A 14099-nucleotide genomic window follows, 5' to 3' on the forward strand; every position below is an offset into this window, starting at 1 on the left:
TGGTGCGGCTTGTGGGTCAGAGGTTCCGGTCCTCGACGATTTCCAGGTCCTCGTCATCGACGCCGCTCTCTTCATCCTCTTCGTCCTCGTCATCAAAGACCTGCAGCGGGGTGACCTCGTTGTAGGCCTCGTAGAGGGCGTCCTCATAGACTTCGAAGGCATCGGCAACCGCAAAAAAAGCCGCCTCGACGGAGGGATCTCCATCTCCGCGGCGGTTCGATGCTGCTATAAGGTGTTCTTCCAAAGCGGTGGTCAAGGACTGAAGCGCGACACGCGGATCGATGCTCATGACTTCACGTTAGCCGGAAAAGGACGAAAATGGAGAGCAAATGAAGGAACAATTTCTCACCAGCTCGGTCCAGCGGGAACGGGACTATGCGAAGCAGTACGAGTACCTCGTACTGACGGTCAGCCCTGTGGATTCACTGCATGAGGCACGCCGCCGCCTGGTGGAGCACTCCGAATACGGCAAGTGGGAGCTCGAGCGCAGCAAACTGTATATGGGCGGAGGCAGGCGCTTCTGGCTCCGCCGCCGCGTCATGCAGGTCCAGCGGACCGTCTAGGAAACACCTGTCCAGCGGACTGTCTAGGACGTAAGAGTCCAGCGGACCGTCCAGGGAACACCTGTCCAGCTTTTACTCTTCCAGCGGCCCCAGCCAAGCGGTGGCTACCGTGTTGTGGGCCGATTCGTCGTCGGACGGGTGGAACATGCCGGCCAGGACGTCCCGGTACAGGCGCTCGAGCTCGGAGCCGCGGAAATAGCTTGACCCCCCGCTCACCCGGATCGCCAGGTCCACCACACGGCGTGCCGTTTCCGTCGCGTTGACCTTCAGGCCGACGAGCTTGGGGAACCACTGCGGGCCGTGGTCTGCGAGGTTGTCGACGTCGGCCGTCACCGACGCCAGCTGCGGGTACAGGTTATCCATGGCCATCGCCGCTTCGGCGACCTTCCAGCGGATGTCCGGGTCCTGCGCGTAGCTGCGCCCGTTGTTCTTGAAGGAGGTACGCCGTGTGGCAGCCTCCACCCCCACTGCCAGCGCACGTTCCCCCACTCCGGTGTAGACGGCGGCCAGCAGCGTCTCGAAGCACGCGAAGATGGCGAAGATCAGGGGATCGCGGTTGGGACCCACGGGGAGCTTGCGGAAGATCCGGTCTGCCGGGACTACAACGCCTTCCAGGACCGTGGTGTTGGACTGGCTGGCGCGCATCCCGAGTGTGTCCCAGTCATCGAGGATCCGGTAGCCCGGCGTCTGCCGGGTGATAAAACCGTGGACGAGTTCGCCGTCGCCGTCCCTGCCGGACGGGTCCTTCCCGAAGATCCCCAGCCTGGTCCATGCGGGCGAGAGGCTGGTGAAGATCTTGGTTCCGGTGAACGCGTAGCCGCCGCCGGGCAATGGCTCCGCCGCCGTACGGGAGTCGAAGAGGACGGAATCGTTGCCCGCTTCGGAATTGCCGAAAGCGAAGATTTCGCCGGCGGCGGCTTCCTTGAGGACGAAGTCCAGCGAAGAATCCCCGCGTGCGGCGAGGACCTGCGCGACGCCGGTCCACACCAGGTGCATGTTCACCGCCAGCGCGGTGGCGGGCGCAGCCGTTGCCAGTCTGCGCTGGCACTGCGCCGCCGCCGCGAGCCCAAGTCCCTTTCCGCCGTCGTCCACGGGGACAAAAAGCTTCAGGTAACCGTCCTCCACAAGCTCCTGCAGGTCCTCGTGGAAGAACGTGTTGTCCCGGTCGTATCCGGCGGCGCGGCCGCGGATCCGTTCCAGCAGCTCGTCCGGCAGGACGTCGTCCGGGGTCATGGCCACCTGCTCAGTAGTTGGTGAGCAGGGTGTTGAGCACCCTGGCGCCGAACTTAAGTGAGTCCGCAGGGACGCGCTCGTCCACACCGTGGAACATGCCCGTGAAATCCAGTTCGTCCGGCAGCATCAGGGGTGCGAAGCCGTAGCCGGTGATACCGAGCCTGCTGAGGGATTTGTTGTCCGTGCCGCCGGAGAGCGTGTACGGCAGCACCTTGGCGCCAGGGTCTTCCGAATGCAGGGCGTCGATCATGGAGTCCACCAGGTTGCCGGCGAACGGGACCTCAAGGGACACGTCGTTATGGACGTAGCTGACATCCACCCCGGTTCCCGCCAGTTCCCGCACGATTTCCAGGACATGCTCCTGCTGACCCGGCAGGGTGCGGCAGTCTATGAGCGCCTCAGCCGATTCCGGGATGACATTGTGCTTGTAGCCGCCCTTGAGCAGCGTGGGGTTGGTGGTGTTCTGCAGGGTGGCTCCCACAAAACGCGCCACCGTTCCCAGCTGGTCCAGCAGCAGGTCCGGATTGTCGGCGTCGAACTCCACACCCGTGAGTTCGGTCACGCCATCCAGGAACTGCCGGGTGGTGGGGGTCAGTTCGATGGGCCACTTGTATTCGCCGATCCGCGTTACCGCTGCCGCCAGGCGGGTGACGGCGTTGTCCGTGTTGATCTGGGAGCCGTGGCCGGCCCGGCCGTGCGCCACCAGGCGCAGCCAGGAGATTCCCTTTTCCGCGGTCTGGAGCAGGTAGGTGCGCTGGCCGCCGATGGTTGCTGAGAAGCCACCGACTTCGGAGATGGCCTCCGTGGCGCCCTCGAAGAGTTCCGGACGCTTGTCCACTGCGTACCGCGCGCCCAAAGCCCCGCCGGCTTCCTCGTCGGCGAAGAAGGCGAAGATGATGTCCCGCTTGGGCTTTTTGCCGGTCCTGGCGAAGCTCCGCAGGACCGAGAGGATCATGGCGTCCATGTCCTTCATGTCGACGGCGCCGCGGCCCCAGATGAGCCCGTCCTTCAGTTCGGCCCCGAACGGGTCCACGGACCACTGGTCCCGGAGTGCGGGCACCACGTCGAGGTGGCCGTGCACCACGAGGGCGCTGGCGGAGGGGTCCTCGCCAGCCATCCGGGTCACCACATTCGCCCGCCCGGGAGCAGACTCAAAGATCTCGGCCTCCAGGCCGACCTCTTCGATGAGCCCGGCCGCATACTCGGCTGCGGCCCGCTCCCCCGGCCCGGACCCGTCCCCGTAGTTTGAGGTGTCTATCCGGATGAGCTCCTGGCAGATTCGGACAACTTCATCCTCGGGCAGGACATCAGGCATATGAAAGCTCCTCACTGGGAATGACGGGTGGGCATGCGCCGGTTCGCTGCCCTCAGCCTACCCATTTGGCCCGATTCGTTGTTCCCGGAAAGTCGTGTTAGAGTTTTTCTCGCTGCTTCGGAGAGATGCGAAACGCTGAAAGGCGGAAACGGTTCCCGAAATACCACCTGCGCGGGTGGCGGAATGGCAGACGCGCTAGCTTGAGGTGCTAGTCCTCGAAAGGGGGTGGGGGTTCAAGTCCCCCTCCGCGCACAAACGGAAGCCCCGGAAAATCGCTGATTTTCCGGGGCTTCTTTGTGTCTTAACATCCCGTATTTTGGCTCCGCACTGATGGCTGGAGTGACATCCACCACTCTTTTAACGCAAGTGACACCGTTCGGCAGTACGCCCCTTGGAGGCAGAGCCCCTTACAGGCAGAGCCGTACGGGACTGTCGGTGGCGGCACTTAGGCTGGGTGTGTGAACAGCACACCGTCGCCAGGCCCGGTCCATGTCACTTTGGACAGCGGACCAGCAGAGTGGTGGCAGATCGTTGCCGCCCTGGGTCCGCTGGCCGTGGTGCTCGGTGCCCTGCTGGCCGCCTTTATTGGCTGGAATACCCTTCGGCAGCGGACCGTCGCGGACGATCGTGCCCTGCGGCAAAAAGCCGAAGCCGACAGCCGTGCCGAATGGTGGCGCAGGGCCCAGTGGGCCCTGGAAGCCTCCGTGGACATCAAGCCCGAGAAACAAGACATCGGCCTCGCCGTGCTGGAGCTGCTGAGCACCAGCAACCTTGCCGGGCCGGAAGAGGCCCAAATCATTGCCGAAGCCTGGACGCGTCCACTGGCCAACGGTGAGGCCACACTGGACCTGTTGCCTCCGTTGCCGGACAATGAAGTGGACGAGGACCTGAAGGAGGATCGATGAGTGCAGTAGCGGAAAAGAAAACGTCCGACGGCGAGCAGAAACCCTATGTCTCCCCCGCACAGGAACGCGTCATCGTTCGGGCCGCCCGCCTTCGACTCTCAACTGATAAGAAGCAGGGACTCGAGTCCCCCGCCTGGGTCAAGAAAATCGCCAAGCGCCCGCTGTGACGTAAACAGCCTCCTGGCGGAGCTGACCCCGCCGGCTGTGTTCCTTGCACTTCTTGAGCTTCTGCTATTCCTGCCGGCCCATTCCGGGGTGGACGCGCACAAAGTCGATCTTGTTCCCTGAGCCCGTTTTCTTCTGGGCTGACCGTTGGAAGCCTTTGGCATCCAGGTGGTTCTGGGCGCGGTATTCAGCCAGAGCGTCGTCGTAAGCACGGTTGAGCCGGCGGCCCGGGAACTCCTCCGTAGCGCCATCGGTGAAGATGACGGTGACAGTGAGGTTCTCTGGGAAGTGCCGGTTCATTCGGATGAAGCCGTCGGCGTCCTGCTGGAGCTTGATCAAGGTGGTCCGCTTTCGTCGTGGTGACCTCCAGTCTCCCGCGTTTTCCCAATCCGGCAAGCACCCGTGCGCCGTCACAGCATTCGCCGACGCGCACAAAGCGACGGCGGGAGCCGGCAGGCCAGCCGGTTCCCGCCGTCGAACTCCTTGTTGGCCGGACTGGAGAACCTACATCAGAAGCGCCCTGTAGGGCTCGCTCGGTAGGTCACCGGCCGTCCACGGCGCTGTGGAGCGGACGTTGGGCGTGTGGCCCCGGCCGTCGGCCAACACCGTGCAGACGGTGGTTATGAGGACCCAGAGTACAAAGAGCAGCAGTCCGAGCAGTTCCATGGTTACACCTCGTGTGAGTGGTGGATGTGGTGATGCCAGTGTGTGCGGCGGGCGTGTGAGCAAGCGTGTGACCCCTAAAGACGCCCGGGTCGGGCGGCAGTAGCATGGGCCCTATGGCCGGGAAATGGATTCGGCTCCTCGGTCCTCCTGTGATCGAGTCCCTTGGCGCTACTCCACTCCAGCCCAGGGGCCGCAAGGCCTGGGCGGTGCTGGCATACCTTGCGCTGCAGGGCGAAGGCACCAGCAGACCCCGTATGGCATCGCTGCTTTTTCCTGATGCTGCCGATCCCCTGGGTGCCCTGCGCTGGAACCTGTCCGAGCTGCGGCGCGCCGTGGACGGAGTGACGGTGGGCGGCGATCCCCTGCGGCTGGTACTTGAGCCTCCGTGGCAGTGTGACGCTCTGGAAGTAGTGGACCCGGCCGCCAACACCGGCATGGACCCCCGCGGCTTCACTGGACAGTTGCTGGAGGGGCTGTCCTTCGCTGACTGCCCTGTCTTCGACTCCTGGCTGGCGGACCAGCGCTACCGCTTCGACAACGTAGTCCAGTCCCTGCTCTATGAGGCAGCACTGGCTGCCCTGGCTGCGGGCACTCCCGGGCTGGCTGCGGAGCTCTCAACCCTCGCCCTTGAGCGGGATCCCTTCCATGCAGACTGCAACGCCGTCCTGGTCAAGGCTCTCGTGGCCATGGGCGAGCACCGCCGCGCCCGGCAGCATGTCACCAAGTGCGGGGACCTCTTCCGGCAGGAGCTGGGCCTGCCGCTGCCCGCGGAGGTCCGGCAGGCATTGTCTGACGCGGCCCCGCAGAAGGACCCCTTGATGCCGGCCACGCCTGCGACGGTGCGTTCTTACCTGGATGCGGGCGGGGCATCGCTCTGGGCGGGTGCCGTGGACCGGGGGCTTGAGCAGCTGCGCCTGGCCGTGGTGCTGGCACGCCGCACGGGGAATGATCATCTGCTCGCAGAGTCCTTGGTGGCATTGTCCGGGGCGTTGATCCACCAGGCGGGCGGCCGCGGCGCTGAGGTGGCGGACTTCCTGCACCGCGCGTTGCAGGCGGAAGGCCCCGTAGGCGCCTCACGCACCGCCGCTGCCGCCTACCGCGAGCTGGGCTACTTGTCCGTGCAGCGGGGTGTGCCGGACCGTGCCGCCGGCTGGCTGGACCGGGCGATGATTGCGGCCGAGGGATTCCTGGATGAACAGGCGCGGGTCCTTGCCATCCAAGGCATGTTGGCCTCCGACACCGCCCGGTACGACGCCGCCGTGACCGCGCTCGTGGAGTCCGGGCGGCTGGCTGAGGCTTTGGGAAGCCGGCGGCAGCAGGCGTTCAGTGCGGCGCTGCTGGGACGGGTCTTCCTGCTTCGTGGAGAGCTGGAGCAGGCGGCCGTGACCCTGGACCGTGCACAGGATTGGATTGCAGAGGAGCACTGGACCTCGTTCGAGCCGTTTGTGGCCGGGCTCCGGGGCGAGACGTACTTGGCAGCGGGCCAGCTCGAGGAGGCTGCGGCCCTGATCGACCGGTCGTGGGTGATGGCCGAGCTGGCCGGTGATCACTGCTACATGGCTTTGGCAGCCGGTGCCGAAGCGCGCCTGTTTATGGAGCACGGCGACCTGACTGCTGCGGCACACTGGATCGACCGGGGCCTCGGGCCCAAACCCTGGTATCTCTGGTACTCCGCCCGGCTCCTGGATGCAGCAGCAGAGGTTTCCATTGCCAGCCGGTCACCGCGCGCCTCCGCGTTCGTGGAGCGGCTGGCCGAGTTGGCGAGCCGGAGCGGGATGCGGGAATTCGTGGTGCGGGGGCAGTCCCACAGGGCTGTGCTCGGCGACGACGCGGCGGCGCAGGCAGTTCCCTGGCTGGCGCGCGATATCGATAACCCTGCGCTGGCGGCGTTCCTGGCTGCCCGGCACGGCGGACAGGCCGCCGCGACGCAGGTGGCCCATATCGAGTCAAGGGTGGAACATGGCAGCAATGGATAATGCGGACGGTCAGGGCCGGAAGCCGGGCCACGTGGTGCTGCTGGGCGATTCCATCTTCGACAACGGCGCCTACGCTGATGGCGGCCCGGACGTGGTCACCCAGCTGCGGCAGGAACTGCCGGGCTGGAAATGCTCACTTGTGGCGATCGACGGGGACGTCATCACCGGCGTCGCCCGCCAGCTTAGCCGCCTGCCTGCGGACGCGAGCCACCTCGTGGTGAGCGTCGGTGGAAACGACGCGCTGGGCTATGCGCCGCTGTTGCAGGAGCAACCCGCCTCAGTTGCCGCGGCGCTGCTGCTGCTGGCGGCGGCGAGGGACAGGTTCGACGCCGACTACCGGGCCATGCTGCCTGCGGTCCTGGCGCAGGGGTTGCCGGCAGCGGTATGCACCATCTACGACACACCTTCCTCGGAGCCGAACCAGAAGGTCATCAAGGCGGCGCTGGCCCTTTTCAACGACTCCATCACCAGGGCCGCCTTCTCGCAGGGAGCAGCACTGATAGACCTGCGGCTCATCTGCAGCCAGGACGCGGACTATGCGAACCCCATCGAGCCGTCGGCCCAGGGCGGACGAAAGATAGCTCAGGCCATCGCCGGACTGGTCCGGCTTCCCCACGCGGGCCCGCATTCGCTTGTTGTAGCGCAATGACCGCTGCCGGCATCAGTGCGGGTGCAGGGTGCGCGATTGCTTGCCTCGGTGCGCAAGCCGGGACCCGCCAGCCACCGGACGGTACCTGATCCTGCGCTTTTCGGCCCGGTCCGCTCTCCGTTCCTGGCGCCGGGCCTTCCGCTCCGGCCGGTCAATGCCGGACAGGATGGCGAAAGTGACCACGACCCAGAGCAGGGCGGTGAACAACACCAAGGCAATCCCGAACTCAATGCCCATAGCTTCATTTTAGGGGTCCACGGCCCCAAACAAGAGGGCCCGTACACGCCAAGGTTGGCTTGGGCTTTCCTGCCCTACATCACGCCCAGCCCGCGCGCCGCCGCCATGACGTCCTGCACAGTGACAGCCAGAAGTGCGGGGTCGGGTTGGTCTGCGAAGGTGTCGCCACGCCTCAGCTCAGCCCGGGTCAGGACGACGTGCGGCCCCGGGGGCGGGCCCCAGATCTCGGGTGGAGCCGGGCCAAACAGCACCACTGACGGGGTGCCATACGCGGATGCCAGGTGGGCCGCTCCGGTATCCGCCGAGATCACAAGCCGCGCAGCTGCGATGGTGGCCGCGAATTCGGCCAGCCCCAGCCGCCCCGCCAGCACCGTGTCCTCAGCAAAACCAGCCCGGCGGCAGACATCCAGGGCACGGTCCCGTTCACCGCTCCCGCCCGTGAAGACGACGTTGTGCCCCGCCGCGGCAAGGGTGGAGGCAACTGCCGCGAAGCGCTCGGCCGGCCAGAGGCGGCTGCCGTAGGCCGCTCCCACGTGCAGGACGGTGGAACCGGGAACCGGGCTCGGCACATGGGGTCGGTTCAGGTGGATATCGAGGGGATCAGCTTCGATGCCGTGCCACTCCAGGAGCCTGACCCAGCGCTCCCTTTCGTGCAGTTCCGCGCGCCAGGGCGGCCCATCCCGGTACTGGCTCCGGTGCCCGATCGTCTGCCTGGCCTGCAAGGCCTCGATCCGGTCCTGGCTCTCCGGCCCGCTGCCGTGCAGGTTCACGGCCACATCCACTACGCCGGGCTCCATGGCCAACGGCTCATCAAGGCCATGGGTGGGGAAAAGCTCATAACCACCCACCAGGCCCAGCGCCTCGGACAACCATCCTTGGGCCGCATACCGCAGCCTGTGCTCCGGGAAGGTCCTCCGGAGGGCCTTGAGTGCCGGAACCGCGACGAGCAGGTCGCCCAGTTTGAGGGCCCGGAGGACCAGGAGCTCAGGCTTGCCATCCTGCACTCCATTGGGCGCCATGGCCGGTCCAGTTCCCGGGTTGCTCATACGCCCAGCCCGCCCAGGTCAGTTGCCGCCAGGCTGCGGACGTCCTCATGCACATCGCGGACGGCCACTCCGGCCACCACGGAATCGTCATGCGGGCAGCGTGGTGCCGTCCAGCCCACCTGTGTGACATCAATCCCACATGTCGGGCAGGCAGTGACCCAGGAGGCGTGGAGGCGATGGAGGCTCCTGCCCAGCGCCCCGGCGTTGATGACATTGCCAGCCCAGAAGATTCCCACGGTGGGCACACCAAGGGCCTGCGCCAGGTGCCGCGGGCCGCTGTCATTTCCCACCACCACCGCTGCCCTGGCCAGGAGCGCCACCAGACCTGCCATGTCCAGTTTTCCCGCCACGGACCGGACCTGTCCCGAATCGGCCAGTTCGACGATGCGCGCGCCTATCTCCTGCTCACTGCCGTCCCCCACAACGACCACCTGGAATCCGTCGGCGGCGCACGCCGCCGCCAGCTCGGCGAACCGCTCTACAGGCCAACGACGGCGGGGATCGGTGGCGCCGGGATGGATCACCACCAAAGGCTGGGTGCCGTCGTCGGCTGTTCCGGAAAAGGCGCGCAGCCCCTCCGCCGGAGCGAGCCGGGCCTCAAGGTCAACGGGAAATGCCCCGGCGAAACCCGCAACTTCCAAAGCCCGCAGCGGTTCATGCTGGTAATAGAGGTAAGGGACCGTACGCTCCAGGCTCGCCGCATCGGCCGTGCGGGTTCCTACCGTATGCCGGGCTCCGAGGCGCAGCAGGAAGGGATTCGAGTACCGTCCCCCGCCGTGAAGCTGGACCGCCAGATCGAAGCGGCGCGCACGCATCTCCTGGAAGAAACGGTCCAGTTCTTCCTCGTTTTCCTCTCCCGGCCGGACGCCTTCGGAAAAGGGCAGGACACAGACTTCGTCCACCGGGCTTTTCGTCGCCGCAATCAGTGCCTGGTGCGCCGGAGTGCCAAGAAGCGTTATGGAAGCCTCCGGATAGGCCGCTTTCAGGGCGGCAATGGCAGGGATGGCAAAAATCAGGTCACCCAGTCCGCCGCCGCGCAGGACCGCAATCCTGTACACTTCATCGAACTTCTCAAGGACGGGGCCAACACCCATACCTGCCCGCCCGGCACCACCGAATTCTGCAGTCAGCTGCTCCACATATACCCCTTCGACTCAAGCCGGGGCCGCTTCTTTTCCTGCGGCCTCCCCTGCTCCTGCGGCCGGAACAGCACAACGGTTGCTGCGCCGGCCTTCCTCTGAACCTGTACCCAGGCGGCGGTCAATATACTCCGGCTATTGGGGAATACCCGGATGATGCTGTACGTTTCATACGCGACAGACGAACCAAAGAAAAGAGAAGCACCCAAAGTGGCAACCGATTATGATGAACTGCGTTCCGACGTCAAGGAATCGCAGGACAACTCACTCGAGCAGCTCCAGTCAGCCAATGCTCCCGACGCACGCAGCGTCGTGCTTGAGCTGGACGAAGCTGACGGCCTGGACGGTGCGGGCGTACCCGGCGGCGAATTCGTCGCCGAGGAGCTCGTGGTGCAGGTCATTCCGCAGGCGGACGACGAATTCACCTGCTACTCATGCTTCCTGGTCCGTCACCGCTCGCAGATTGCGCGCCAGAAGGACGGCCACAGCTACTGCACCGAGTGCGAGGGCTGACCAGGCGGTCATGTGGAGCGGCGGATTCAGCCATTCCCTCAACTGAGCAAGAGGCACGTCCCATTGGGAGACGTGCCTCTCGGCTTTAAGCGAGCTTCCGCCGCACGATCTGGCTGACTTCCTTGCCGTCGAAGCGCCCCGCCACCTCCGCCGTCACAGGTTTCATGACTTCGCCCATTTGCCGCGGTGTCAGTTCACGGCCCGCGTCGCGCAGCCCGGCCATGACCTCATCCACGATCGCTTCGACTTCCTCCTGCGACAGCGGTTGGGGCAGGTAGGACTCTATGACTTCCGCCTCGGCGATCTCCGCCGCGGCACGGTCCGGCTGGCCGGCTTCCGTGTAGATTCCCGCCGTTTCGCGGCGCTTCGCAGCTTCCTTCTGCAGCAGGGACGTTACCTGCAGGTCATCAAGCTGCACCGGAGTCTTACCCGACTTCTCCCGGGTCTCGATTTCGCCAAGGACGTTCCGGACGGTGGTGAGCGCCGTCTTGTTGCGCTCCTTCATGTGGATGACCACGTCGGCCTGCAGCCGTTCTTTCAGTGATGACACGGTTTTCCTCTGTTCCTTGTTTTATGTTGGCCCTTGTTCGCGGGGCGGCATGGTACTGCGGCCGCACCCATCCATCCCTAGTACCGTAGGGGCTTATGCCCGAAAAAGCCCACACCTCCCCGGACCACACCCCGTGAGCCTCCCCGATGACTTTTGGGCCCGGGTGCTCACCGCGTTCAGCCAGACGGATATCCCCACCATTACCAGCACTGAGTTGCTGCTGGTGGTATCCATCGCCACTGCGTTGGCCATCCCCCGCCGGTCCTGGAGGTATGTTGGCCTGCTCGCTACCGCAACCCACGAACTGGGACACGCCTTTGCCGCCGTAACGAGCGGACAGCGGCTCGCCGGAATCCGGCTCAGGCTTGACCATTCCGGAACCACCACCACCTACAGCCGGAGCAAGCTCGCCACCGTTTGGTCCTGCTTCTGGGGCTACCCCACGCCTGCCGTGATTGGTGCTGCCTTCGTATGGTCTGTTTCGATGGCTGGGGGCCGGCCGCCGTCGCGGCCAGCGCCGTTGCCCTGGCCGCCACACTGGTCTTCCTTCGCAACGCTGCGGGCTTCCTCATCACCACCGGAGCCATCCTTGGCTGCATCGCGCTGATTGTCCTCGTTCCGGCAGCGTTCGTGGGCCATGTCGCCGTCATCGTGGGCCTGGTACTCCTGATTGGTGCGGTGCGGGACCTCGGCAAACTCACGCACGTCCACCTGCGCCGGAGGGACAGGCTCGCCACGTCCGACGCCTACCTGCTGTACCGCGCGACGGCGGTCCCCTCCGGCATCTGGATCCTCCTGTTTGCTGCCCTGGTGGCCGCATCCTGGCTGGCGGCCTGGCAGCCAATCTCAACAATCCTGGGGCCGGGCGCATAGGGTGGTTTTATGAGCCAGGACACGGACAGCACCCAGCAGGCGGCAAGTGGCAAACCCGGCGGGCACAGCACCCGCGGCGCCTACGTAACGGGCGGCGCGGAGTTCAACCGCGACACCAACTACATCGAAGACCGGATCACCGCGGACGGCAGGCCCGGCCCCAACGGGGAACCTGGCTGGCCGGTCGAGGCTGGACGGTACCGCCTCATCGCCGCGAGGGCCTGCCCCTGGGCCAACAGAACCGTGATTGTCCGCCGCCTCCTGGGACTGGAGGATGCGATCTCCCTCGGCCAGCCAGGTCCCACGCACGATGCCCGGTCCTGGACCTTTGACCTTGACCCCGGCGGAGTGGACCCGGTATTGGGCATCGAACGGCTGCAGGAGGCCTTTTTCAAGCGGTTCCCGGGCTACCCGCGGGGTATCACCGTCCCCGCGATCGTCGACGTGGCCACTGGTGAAGTGGTGACCAACAACTTCCCGCAGATCACGCTGGACTTCTCCACCGAATGGACCAGGTTCCACCGTCCCGGCGCACCTGTGCTGTACCCCGAGCACCTCCGGGACGAGATCGACCACGTTAATAAGAGGGTGTTTACCGAGGTCAACAACGGTGTCTACCGCTGCGGCTTCGCCGGCTCCCAGCAAGCATACGACTCGGCCTATGAACGGCTCTGGGCCGCGATGGACTGGCTGGAGGACCGCCTGTCCGGCCAGCGCTACCTGGTGGGCGACACCATCACCGAAGCGGACGTGCGGCTGTTCACCACGCTGGCCCGGTTCGACGCCGTCTACCACGGCCACTTCAAGTGCAACCGTCAAAAACTCAGCGAGATGCCCGCATTGTGGGGATACGCCCGGGACCTTTTCCAGACGCCCGGATTTGGGGACACCATCGACTTTGTGCAGATCAAGCAGCACTACTACATCGTGCACGAGGACATCAATCCCACCGGGATCGTTCCCGCCGGTCCTGCCCTTGGCGGGTGGCTTGAGCCACACGGCCGGGAGTCCCTGGGCGGCAGGCCCTTTGGCGACGGAACACCGCCTGGCCCGGTGAAACCGGGTGAAGAAGTTGCGCCGGGCCACGGCGCGACGCTGTAAGGGAAAGCGCTTGCTCGCTTAGACTGGCCGGATGCAAACTTCTCAGGGTTTTGTAGCGCCCGGTTTCGAAAATGTCCTGGAGCTGTTCGAATCGTTCCTGGCCGGGGACCCGACCTACAGTGCACAGCTGGCCGCGTACCGGAACGGGTCGCAGGTGGTGCGGCTGGCCGGTGGCCCGGACATGGACCAGCAAACCATCACGGGCGCCTACTCCTGCTCCAAGGGAGTGGCGGCCATGGTGATCGCACTCCTGGTCCAGGACGGCCTGCTTGACCTCGACGCACCCGTGACCAAGTACTGGCCCGAGTTTGGCGTCCACGGCAAGGACCGGCTCCTGGTGCGGCAGGCGTTGTCCCACCAGGCCGGCCTGATGGGTGTGGAGGGCGGGTTCGCCCTGGATGAGTTCACCACTGCCGATGCTGCTGCCCGCCTGGCGGCGGCGCGGCCCTCCTGGCAGCCCGGCCGGCAATTCGGCTATCACGCCCTGACCATCGGGATCATCATGGAGGAACTGTGCCGCCGGACGGCCGGAGAATCCCTGCAAACCATCTACGAACGGCGGATCCGGACACCGCTGGGCATCGACTTCTTCCTCGGCCTGCCCGCGGAGCTGGAGCCCCGGTACCGGGACGTCCTCTATACCGCCGAGGCGGAAGGGCCATGGGTGGATCCCCTCAGCCTGGAAGGACTGAACAGCAACGCGCCGGTCAGCACCATCATGGAACTGCCCAATATCCGCAGCGTCCGGAGCGCAGGCATGTCTGCGGCCGGCGGGGTGGGATCGGCGGAGGGGCTGGCCCGGCTCTACGCCGCGGCCACCACCGGGATTGACGGCACCGGGGCTTTCCTCAGTCCGCAAACGCTGGACCTGATGTCCCAGGAGCAGGTGTGGGGCCTGGACCGCTCATCCGGCCTGGACAACGCCTTCGCCGTGGTGTTTATGAAACCGCATCCGTCCCGGGACTTCGGCAGCCACCGTGCCTTCGGCCATGAGGGCGCCAACGCCGCCCTCGGGTTCGCCGACCCCGCCTACGGCCTCGGTTTCGGTTACGTTCCCCGCCGCGCGGAGGACGGGCGGACGCCCGGAAAGGCGCACCAGCTGGCAGCTGCCGTACGCCGTTCGGCTGCTGTTTCCTCCTGAACGGGCCGCTCCAGCCGGTTTTCTGCG

General features: G+C 65.7%; 17 protein-coding genes, 1 tRNA gene and 1 pseudogene. 10 read left to right on the forward strand and 9 right to left on the reverse strand.

What is annotated here, in order from left to right:
• Positions 1–16: 16 nt before the first annotated feature.
• Positions 17–289, reverse strand: a complete 273-nt coding sequence (locus FNL14_RS07040; RefSeq protein ID WP_142058820.1) for a hypothetical protein — start codon at positions 287–289, stop codon at positions 17–19.
• Positions 290–329: 40 nt separating this feature from the next.
• Here FNL14_RS07040 and FNL14_RS07045 point away from each other — a divergent pair, with 40 nt between their 5' ends.
• Positions 330–563: a DUF5703 family protein gene (locus tag FNL14_RS07045; RefSeq protein ID WP_091418875.1), complete on the forward strand. Its 234-nt coding sequence runs from the start codon at positions 330–332 to the stop codon at positions 561–563.
• A gap of 72 nt (positions 564–635) precedes the next feature.
• On the opposite strand, the gene FNL14_RS07050 is transcribed toward FNL14_RS07045, so the two are convergent.
• Both FNL14_RS07050 and FNL14_RS07055 read right to left on the reverse strand, forming a co-directional pair.
• The gene (locus FNL14_RS07050) at positions 636–1796 is read right to left on the reverse strand and encodes an acyl-CoA dehydrogenase family protein (RefSeq protein ID WP_142058822.1); all 1161 of its coding nucleotides are present in this window, start codon (positions 1794–1796) and stop codon (positions 636–638) included.
• A 10-nt stretch (positions 1797–1806) separates the two neighbouring features.
• Entirely contained in the window at positions 1807–3111 is a 1305-nt protein-coding gene (locus FNL14_RS07055; RefSeq protein WP_091418871.1) for a M20/M25/M40 family metallo-hydrolase, read from the reverse strand.
• Positions 3112–3280: 169 nt separating this feature from the next.
• Between FNL14_RS07055 and FNL14_RS07060 the strand changes: the two genes are divergently transcribed.
• From FNL14_RS07060 to FNL14_RS23255, 3 genes are all read left to right on the forward strand, one after another.
• Positions 3281–3363 (forward strand) — tRNA-Leu (locus FNL14_RS07060).
• Between the two features lie 206 nt (positions 3364–3569).
• Positions 3570–4016, forward strand: coding sequence for a hypothetical protein (locus FNL14_RS07065; RefSeq protein ID WP_142058824.1), 447 nt, complete (start codon positions 3570–3572; stop codon positions 4014–4016).
• Positions 4013–4183 (forward strand): hypothetical protein, encoded by a 171-nt coding sequence (locus FNL14_RS23255; protein ID WP_161799570.1) that lies wholly within the window; start codon positions 4013–4015, stop codon positions 4181–4183. The genes FNL14_RS07065 and FNL14_RS23255 overlap by 4 nt, the downstream gene beginning before the upstream one ends.
• A 64-nt stretch (positions 4184–4247) precedes the next feature.
• Here FNL14_RS23255 and FNL14_RS07070 read toward each other — a convergent pair whose 3' ends face one another.
• Both FNL14_RS07070 and FNL14_RS23260 read right to left on the reverse strand, forming a co-directional pair.
• Complete coding sequence (locus tag FNL14_RS07070) at positions 4248–4520, reverse strand: hypothetical protein (protein ID WP_142058826.1); 273 nt, start codon at positions 4518–4520, stop codon at positions 4248–4250.
• Between the two features lie 165 nt (positions 4521–4685).
• Positions 4686–4847, reverse strand: coding sequence for a hypothetical protein (locus FNL14_RS23260; RefSeq protein WP_181762562.1), 162 nt, complete (start codon positions 4845–4847; stop codon positions 4686–4688).
• A 113-nt stretch (positions 4848–4960) separates the two neighbouring features.
• On the opposite strand from FNL14_RS23260, the gene FNL14_RS07075 reads away from it, so the two are divergent.
• On the forward strand, positions 4961–6823 hold the full coding sequence (locus tag FNL14_RS07075) for an SARP family transcriptional regulator (protein WP_255470733.1): 1863 nt from the start codon (positions 4961–4963) through the stop codon (positions 6821–6823).
• A complete protein-coding gene (locus FNL14_RS07080) occupies positions 6807–7472 on the forward strand; it encodes a GDSL-type esterase/lipase family protein (protein ID WP_142058830.1) in 666 nt (221 codons plus the stop codon). Before FNL14_RS07075 ends, FNL14_RS07080 begins: the two co-directional genes overlap by 17 nt.
• A gap of 12 nt (positions 7473–7484) precedes the next feature.
• On the opposite strand, the gene FNL14_RS07085 is transcribed toward FNL14_RS07080, so the two are convergent.
• The 3 genes from FNL14_RS07085 to FNL14_RS07095 form a co-directional block, all read right to left on the reverse strand.
• The gene (locus tag FNL14_RS07085) at positions 7485–7709 is read right to left on the reverse strand and encodes a hypothetical protein (RefSeq protein ID WP_142058832.1); all 225 of its coding nucleotides are present in this window, start codon (positions 7707–7709) and stop codon (positions 7485–7487) included.
• Positions 7710–7783: 74 nt separating this feature from the next.
• Positions 7784–8728: a glycosyltransferase family 9 protein gene (locus FNL14_RS07090; protein WP_142058834.1), complete on the reverse strand. Its 945-nt coding sequence runs from the start codon at positions 8726–8728 to the stop codon at positions 7784–7786.
• Positions 8729–8751: 23 nt separating this feature from the next.
• Positions 8752–9894, reverse strand: coding sequence for a glycosyltransferase family 9 protein (locus FNL14_RS07095; protein WP_255470734.1), 1143 nt, complete (start codon positions 9892–9894; stop codon positions 8752–8754).
• 210 nt (positions 9895–10104) lie between these two features.
• On the opposite strand from FNL14_RS07095, the gene FNL14_RS07100 reads away from it, so the two are divergent.
• Entirely contained in the window at positions 10105–10407 is a 303-nt protein-coding gene (locus FNL14_RS07100; protein WP_009358564.1) for a DUF4193 domain-containing protein, read from the forward strand.
• A gap of 85 nt (positions 10408–10492) precedes the next feature.
• Here the strand turns inward: FNL14_RS07100 and FNL14_RS07105 are convergent, their stop codons facing one another.
• Entirely contained in the window at positions 10493–10957 is a 465-nt protein-coding gene (locus tag FNL14_RS07105; RefSeq protein ID WP_142058836.1) for a GatB/YqeY domain-containing protein, read from the reverse strand.
• Positions 10958–11006: 49 nt separating this feature from the next.
• On the opposite strand from FNL14_RS07105, the pseudogene FNL14_RS07110 reads away from it, so the two are divergent.
• The 3 genes and pseudogenes from FNL14_RS07110 (at position 11007) to FNL14_RS07120 (ending at position 14072) form a co-directional block, all read left to right on the forward strand.
• Positions 11007–11830: pseudogene (locus FNL14_RS07110) on the forward strand (M50 family metallopeptidase).
• A 9-nt stretch (positions 11831–11839) separates the two neighbouring features.
• Positions 11840–12931: a glutathione S-transferase family protein gene (locus tag FNL14_RS07115; protein WP_142058838.1), complete on the forward strand. Its 1092-nt coding sequence runs from the start codon at positions 11840–11842 to the stop codon at positions 12929–12931.
• A 31-nt stretch (positions 12932–12962) separates the two neighbouring features.
• A complete protein-coding gene (locus tag FNL14_RS07120; protein ID WP_142058840.1) occupies positions 12963–14072 on the forward strand; it encodes a serine hydrolase domain-containing protein in 1110 nt (369 codons plus the stop codon).
• Positions 14073–14099 lie beyond the last annotated feature (27 nt).

Origin of the sequence: Pseudarthrobacter sp. B4EP4b, from assembly GCF_006680095.1 — a bacterium.
Lineage (GTDB): Bacteria > Actinomycetota > Actinomycetes > Actinomycetales > Micrococcaceae > Arthrobacter.

What these genes read in the sequence shown, in the direction of transcription:
- FNL14_RS07040 (WP_142058820.1), bottom strand. Translation starts at nt 289, where the DNA reads ATGAGCATCGATCCGCGTGTCGCGCTTCAGTCCTTGACCACCGCTTTG.
- FNL14_RS07045 (WP_091418875.1), top strand. Translation starts at nt 330, where the DNA reads ATGAAGGAACAATTTCTCACCAGCTCGGTCCAGCGGGAACGGGACTAT.
- FNL14_RS07050 (WP_142058822.1), bottom strand. Translation starts at nt 1,796, where the DNA reads ATGACCCCGGACGACGTCCTGCCGGACGAGCTGCTGGAACGGATCCGC.
- FNL14_RS07055 (WP_091418871.1), bottom strand. Translation starts at nt 3,111, where the DNA reads ATGCCTGATGTCCTGCCCGAGGATGAAGTTGTCCGAATCTGCCAGGAG.
- FNL14_RS23255 (WP_161799570.1), top strand. Translation starts at nt 4,013, where the DNA reads ATGAGTGCAGTAGCGGAAAAGAAAACGTCCGACGGCGAGCAGAAACCC.
- FNL14_RS23260 (WP_181762562.1), bottom strand. Translation starts at nt 4,847, where the DNA reads ATGGAACTGCTCGGACTGCTGCTCTTTGTACTCTGGGTCCTCATAACC.
- FNL14_RS07075 (WP_255470733.1), top strand. Translation starts at nt 4,961, where the DNA reads ATGGCCGGGAAATGGATTCGGCTCCTCGGTCCTCCTGTGATCGAGTCC.
- FNL14_RS07080 (WP_142058830.1), top strand. Translation starts at nt 6,807, where the DNA reads ATGGCAGCAATGGATAATGCGGACGGTCAGGGCCGGAAGCCGGGCCAC.
- FNL14_RS07085 (WP_142058832.1), bottom strand. Translation starts at nt 7,709, where the DNA reads ATGGGCATTGAGTTCGGGATTGCCTTGGTGTTGTTCACCGCCCTGCTC.
- FNL14_RS07090 (WP_142058834.1), bottom strand. Translation starts at nt 8,728, where the DNA reads ATGGCGCCCAATGGAGTGCAGGATGGCAAGCCTGAGCTCCTGGTCCTC.
- FNL14_RS07115 (WP_142058838.1), top strand. Translation starts at nt 11,840, where the DNA reads ATGAGCCAGGACACGGACAGCACCCAGCAGGCGGCAAGTGGCAAACCC.
- FNL14_RS07120 (WP_142058840.1), top strand. Translation starts at nt 12,963, where the DNA reads ATGCAAACTTCTCAGGGTTTTGTAGCGCCCGGTTTCGAAAATGTCCTG.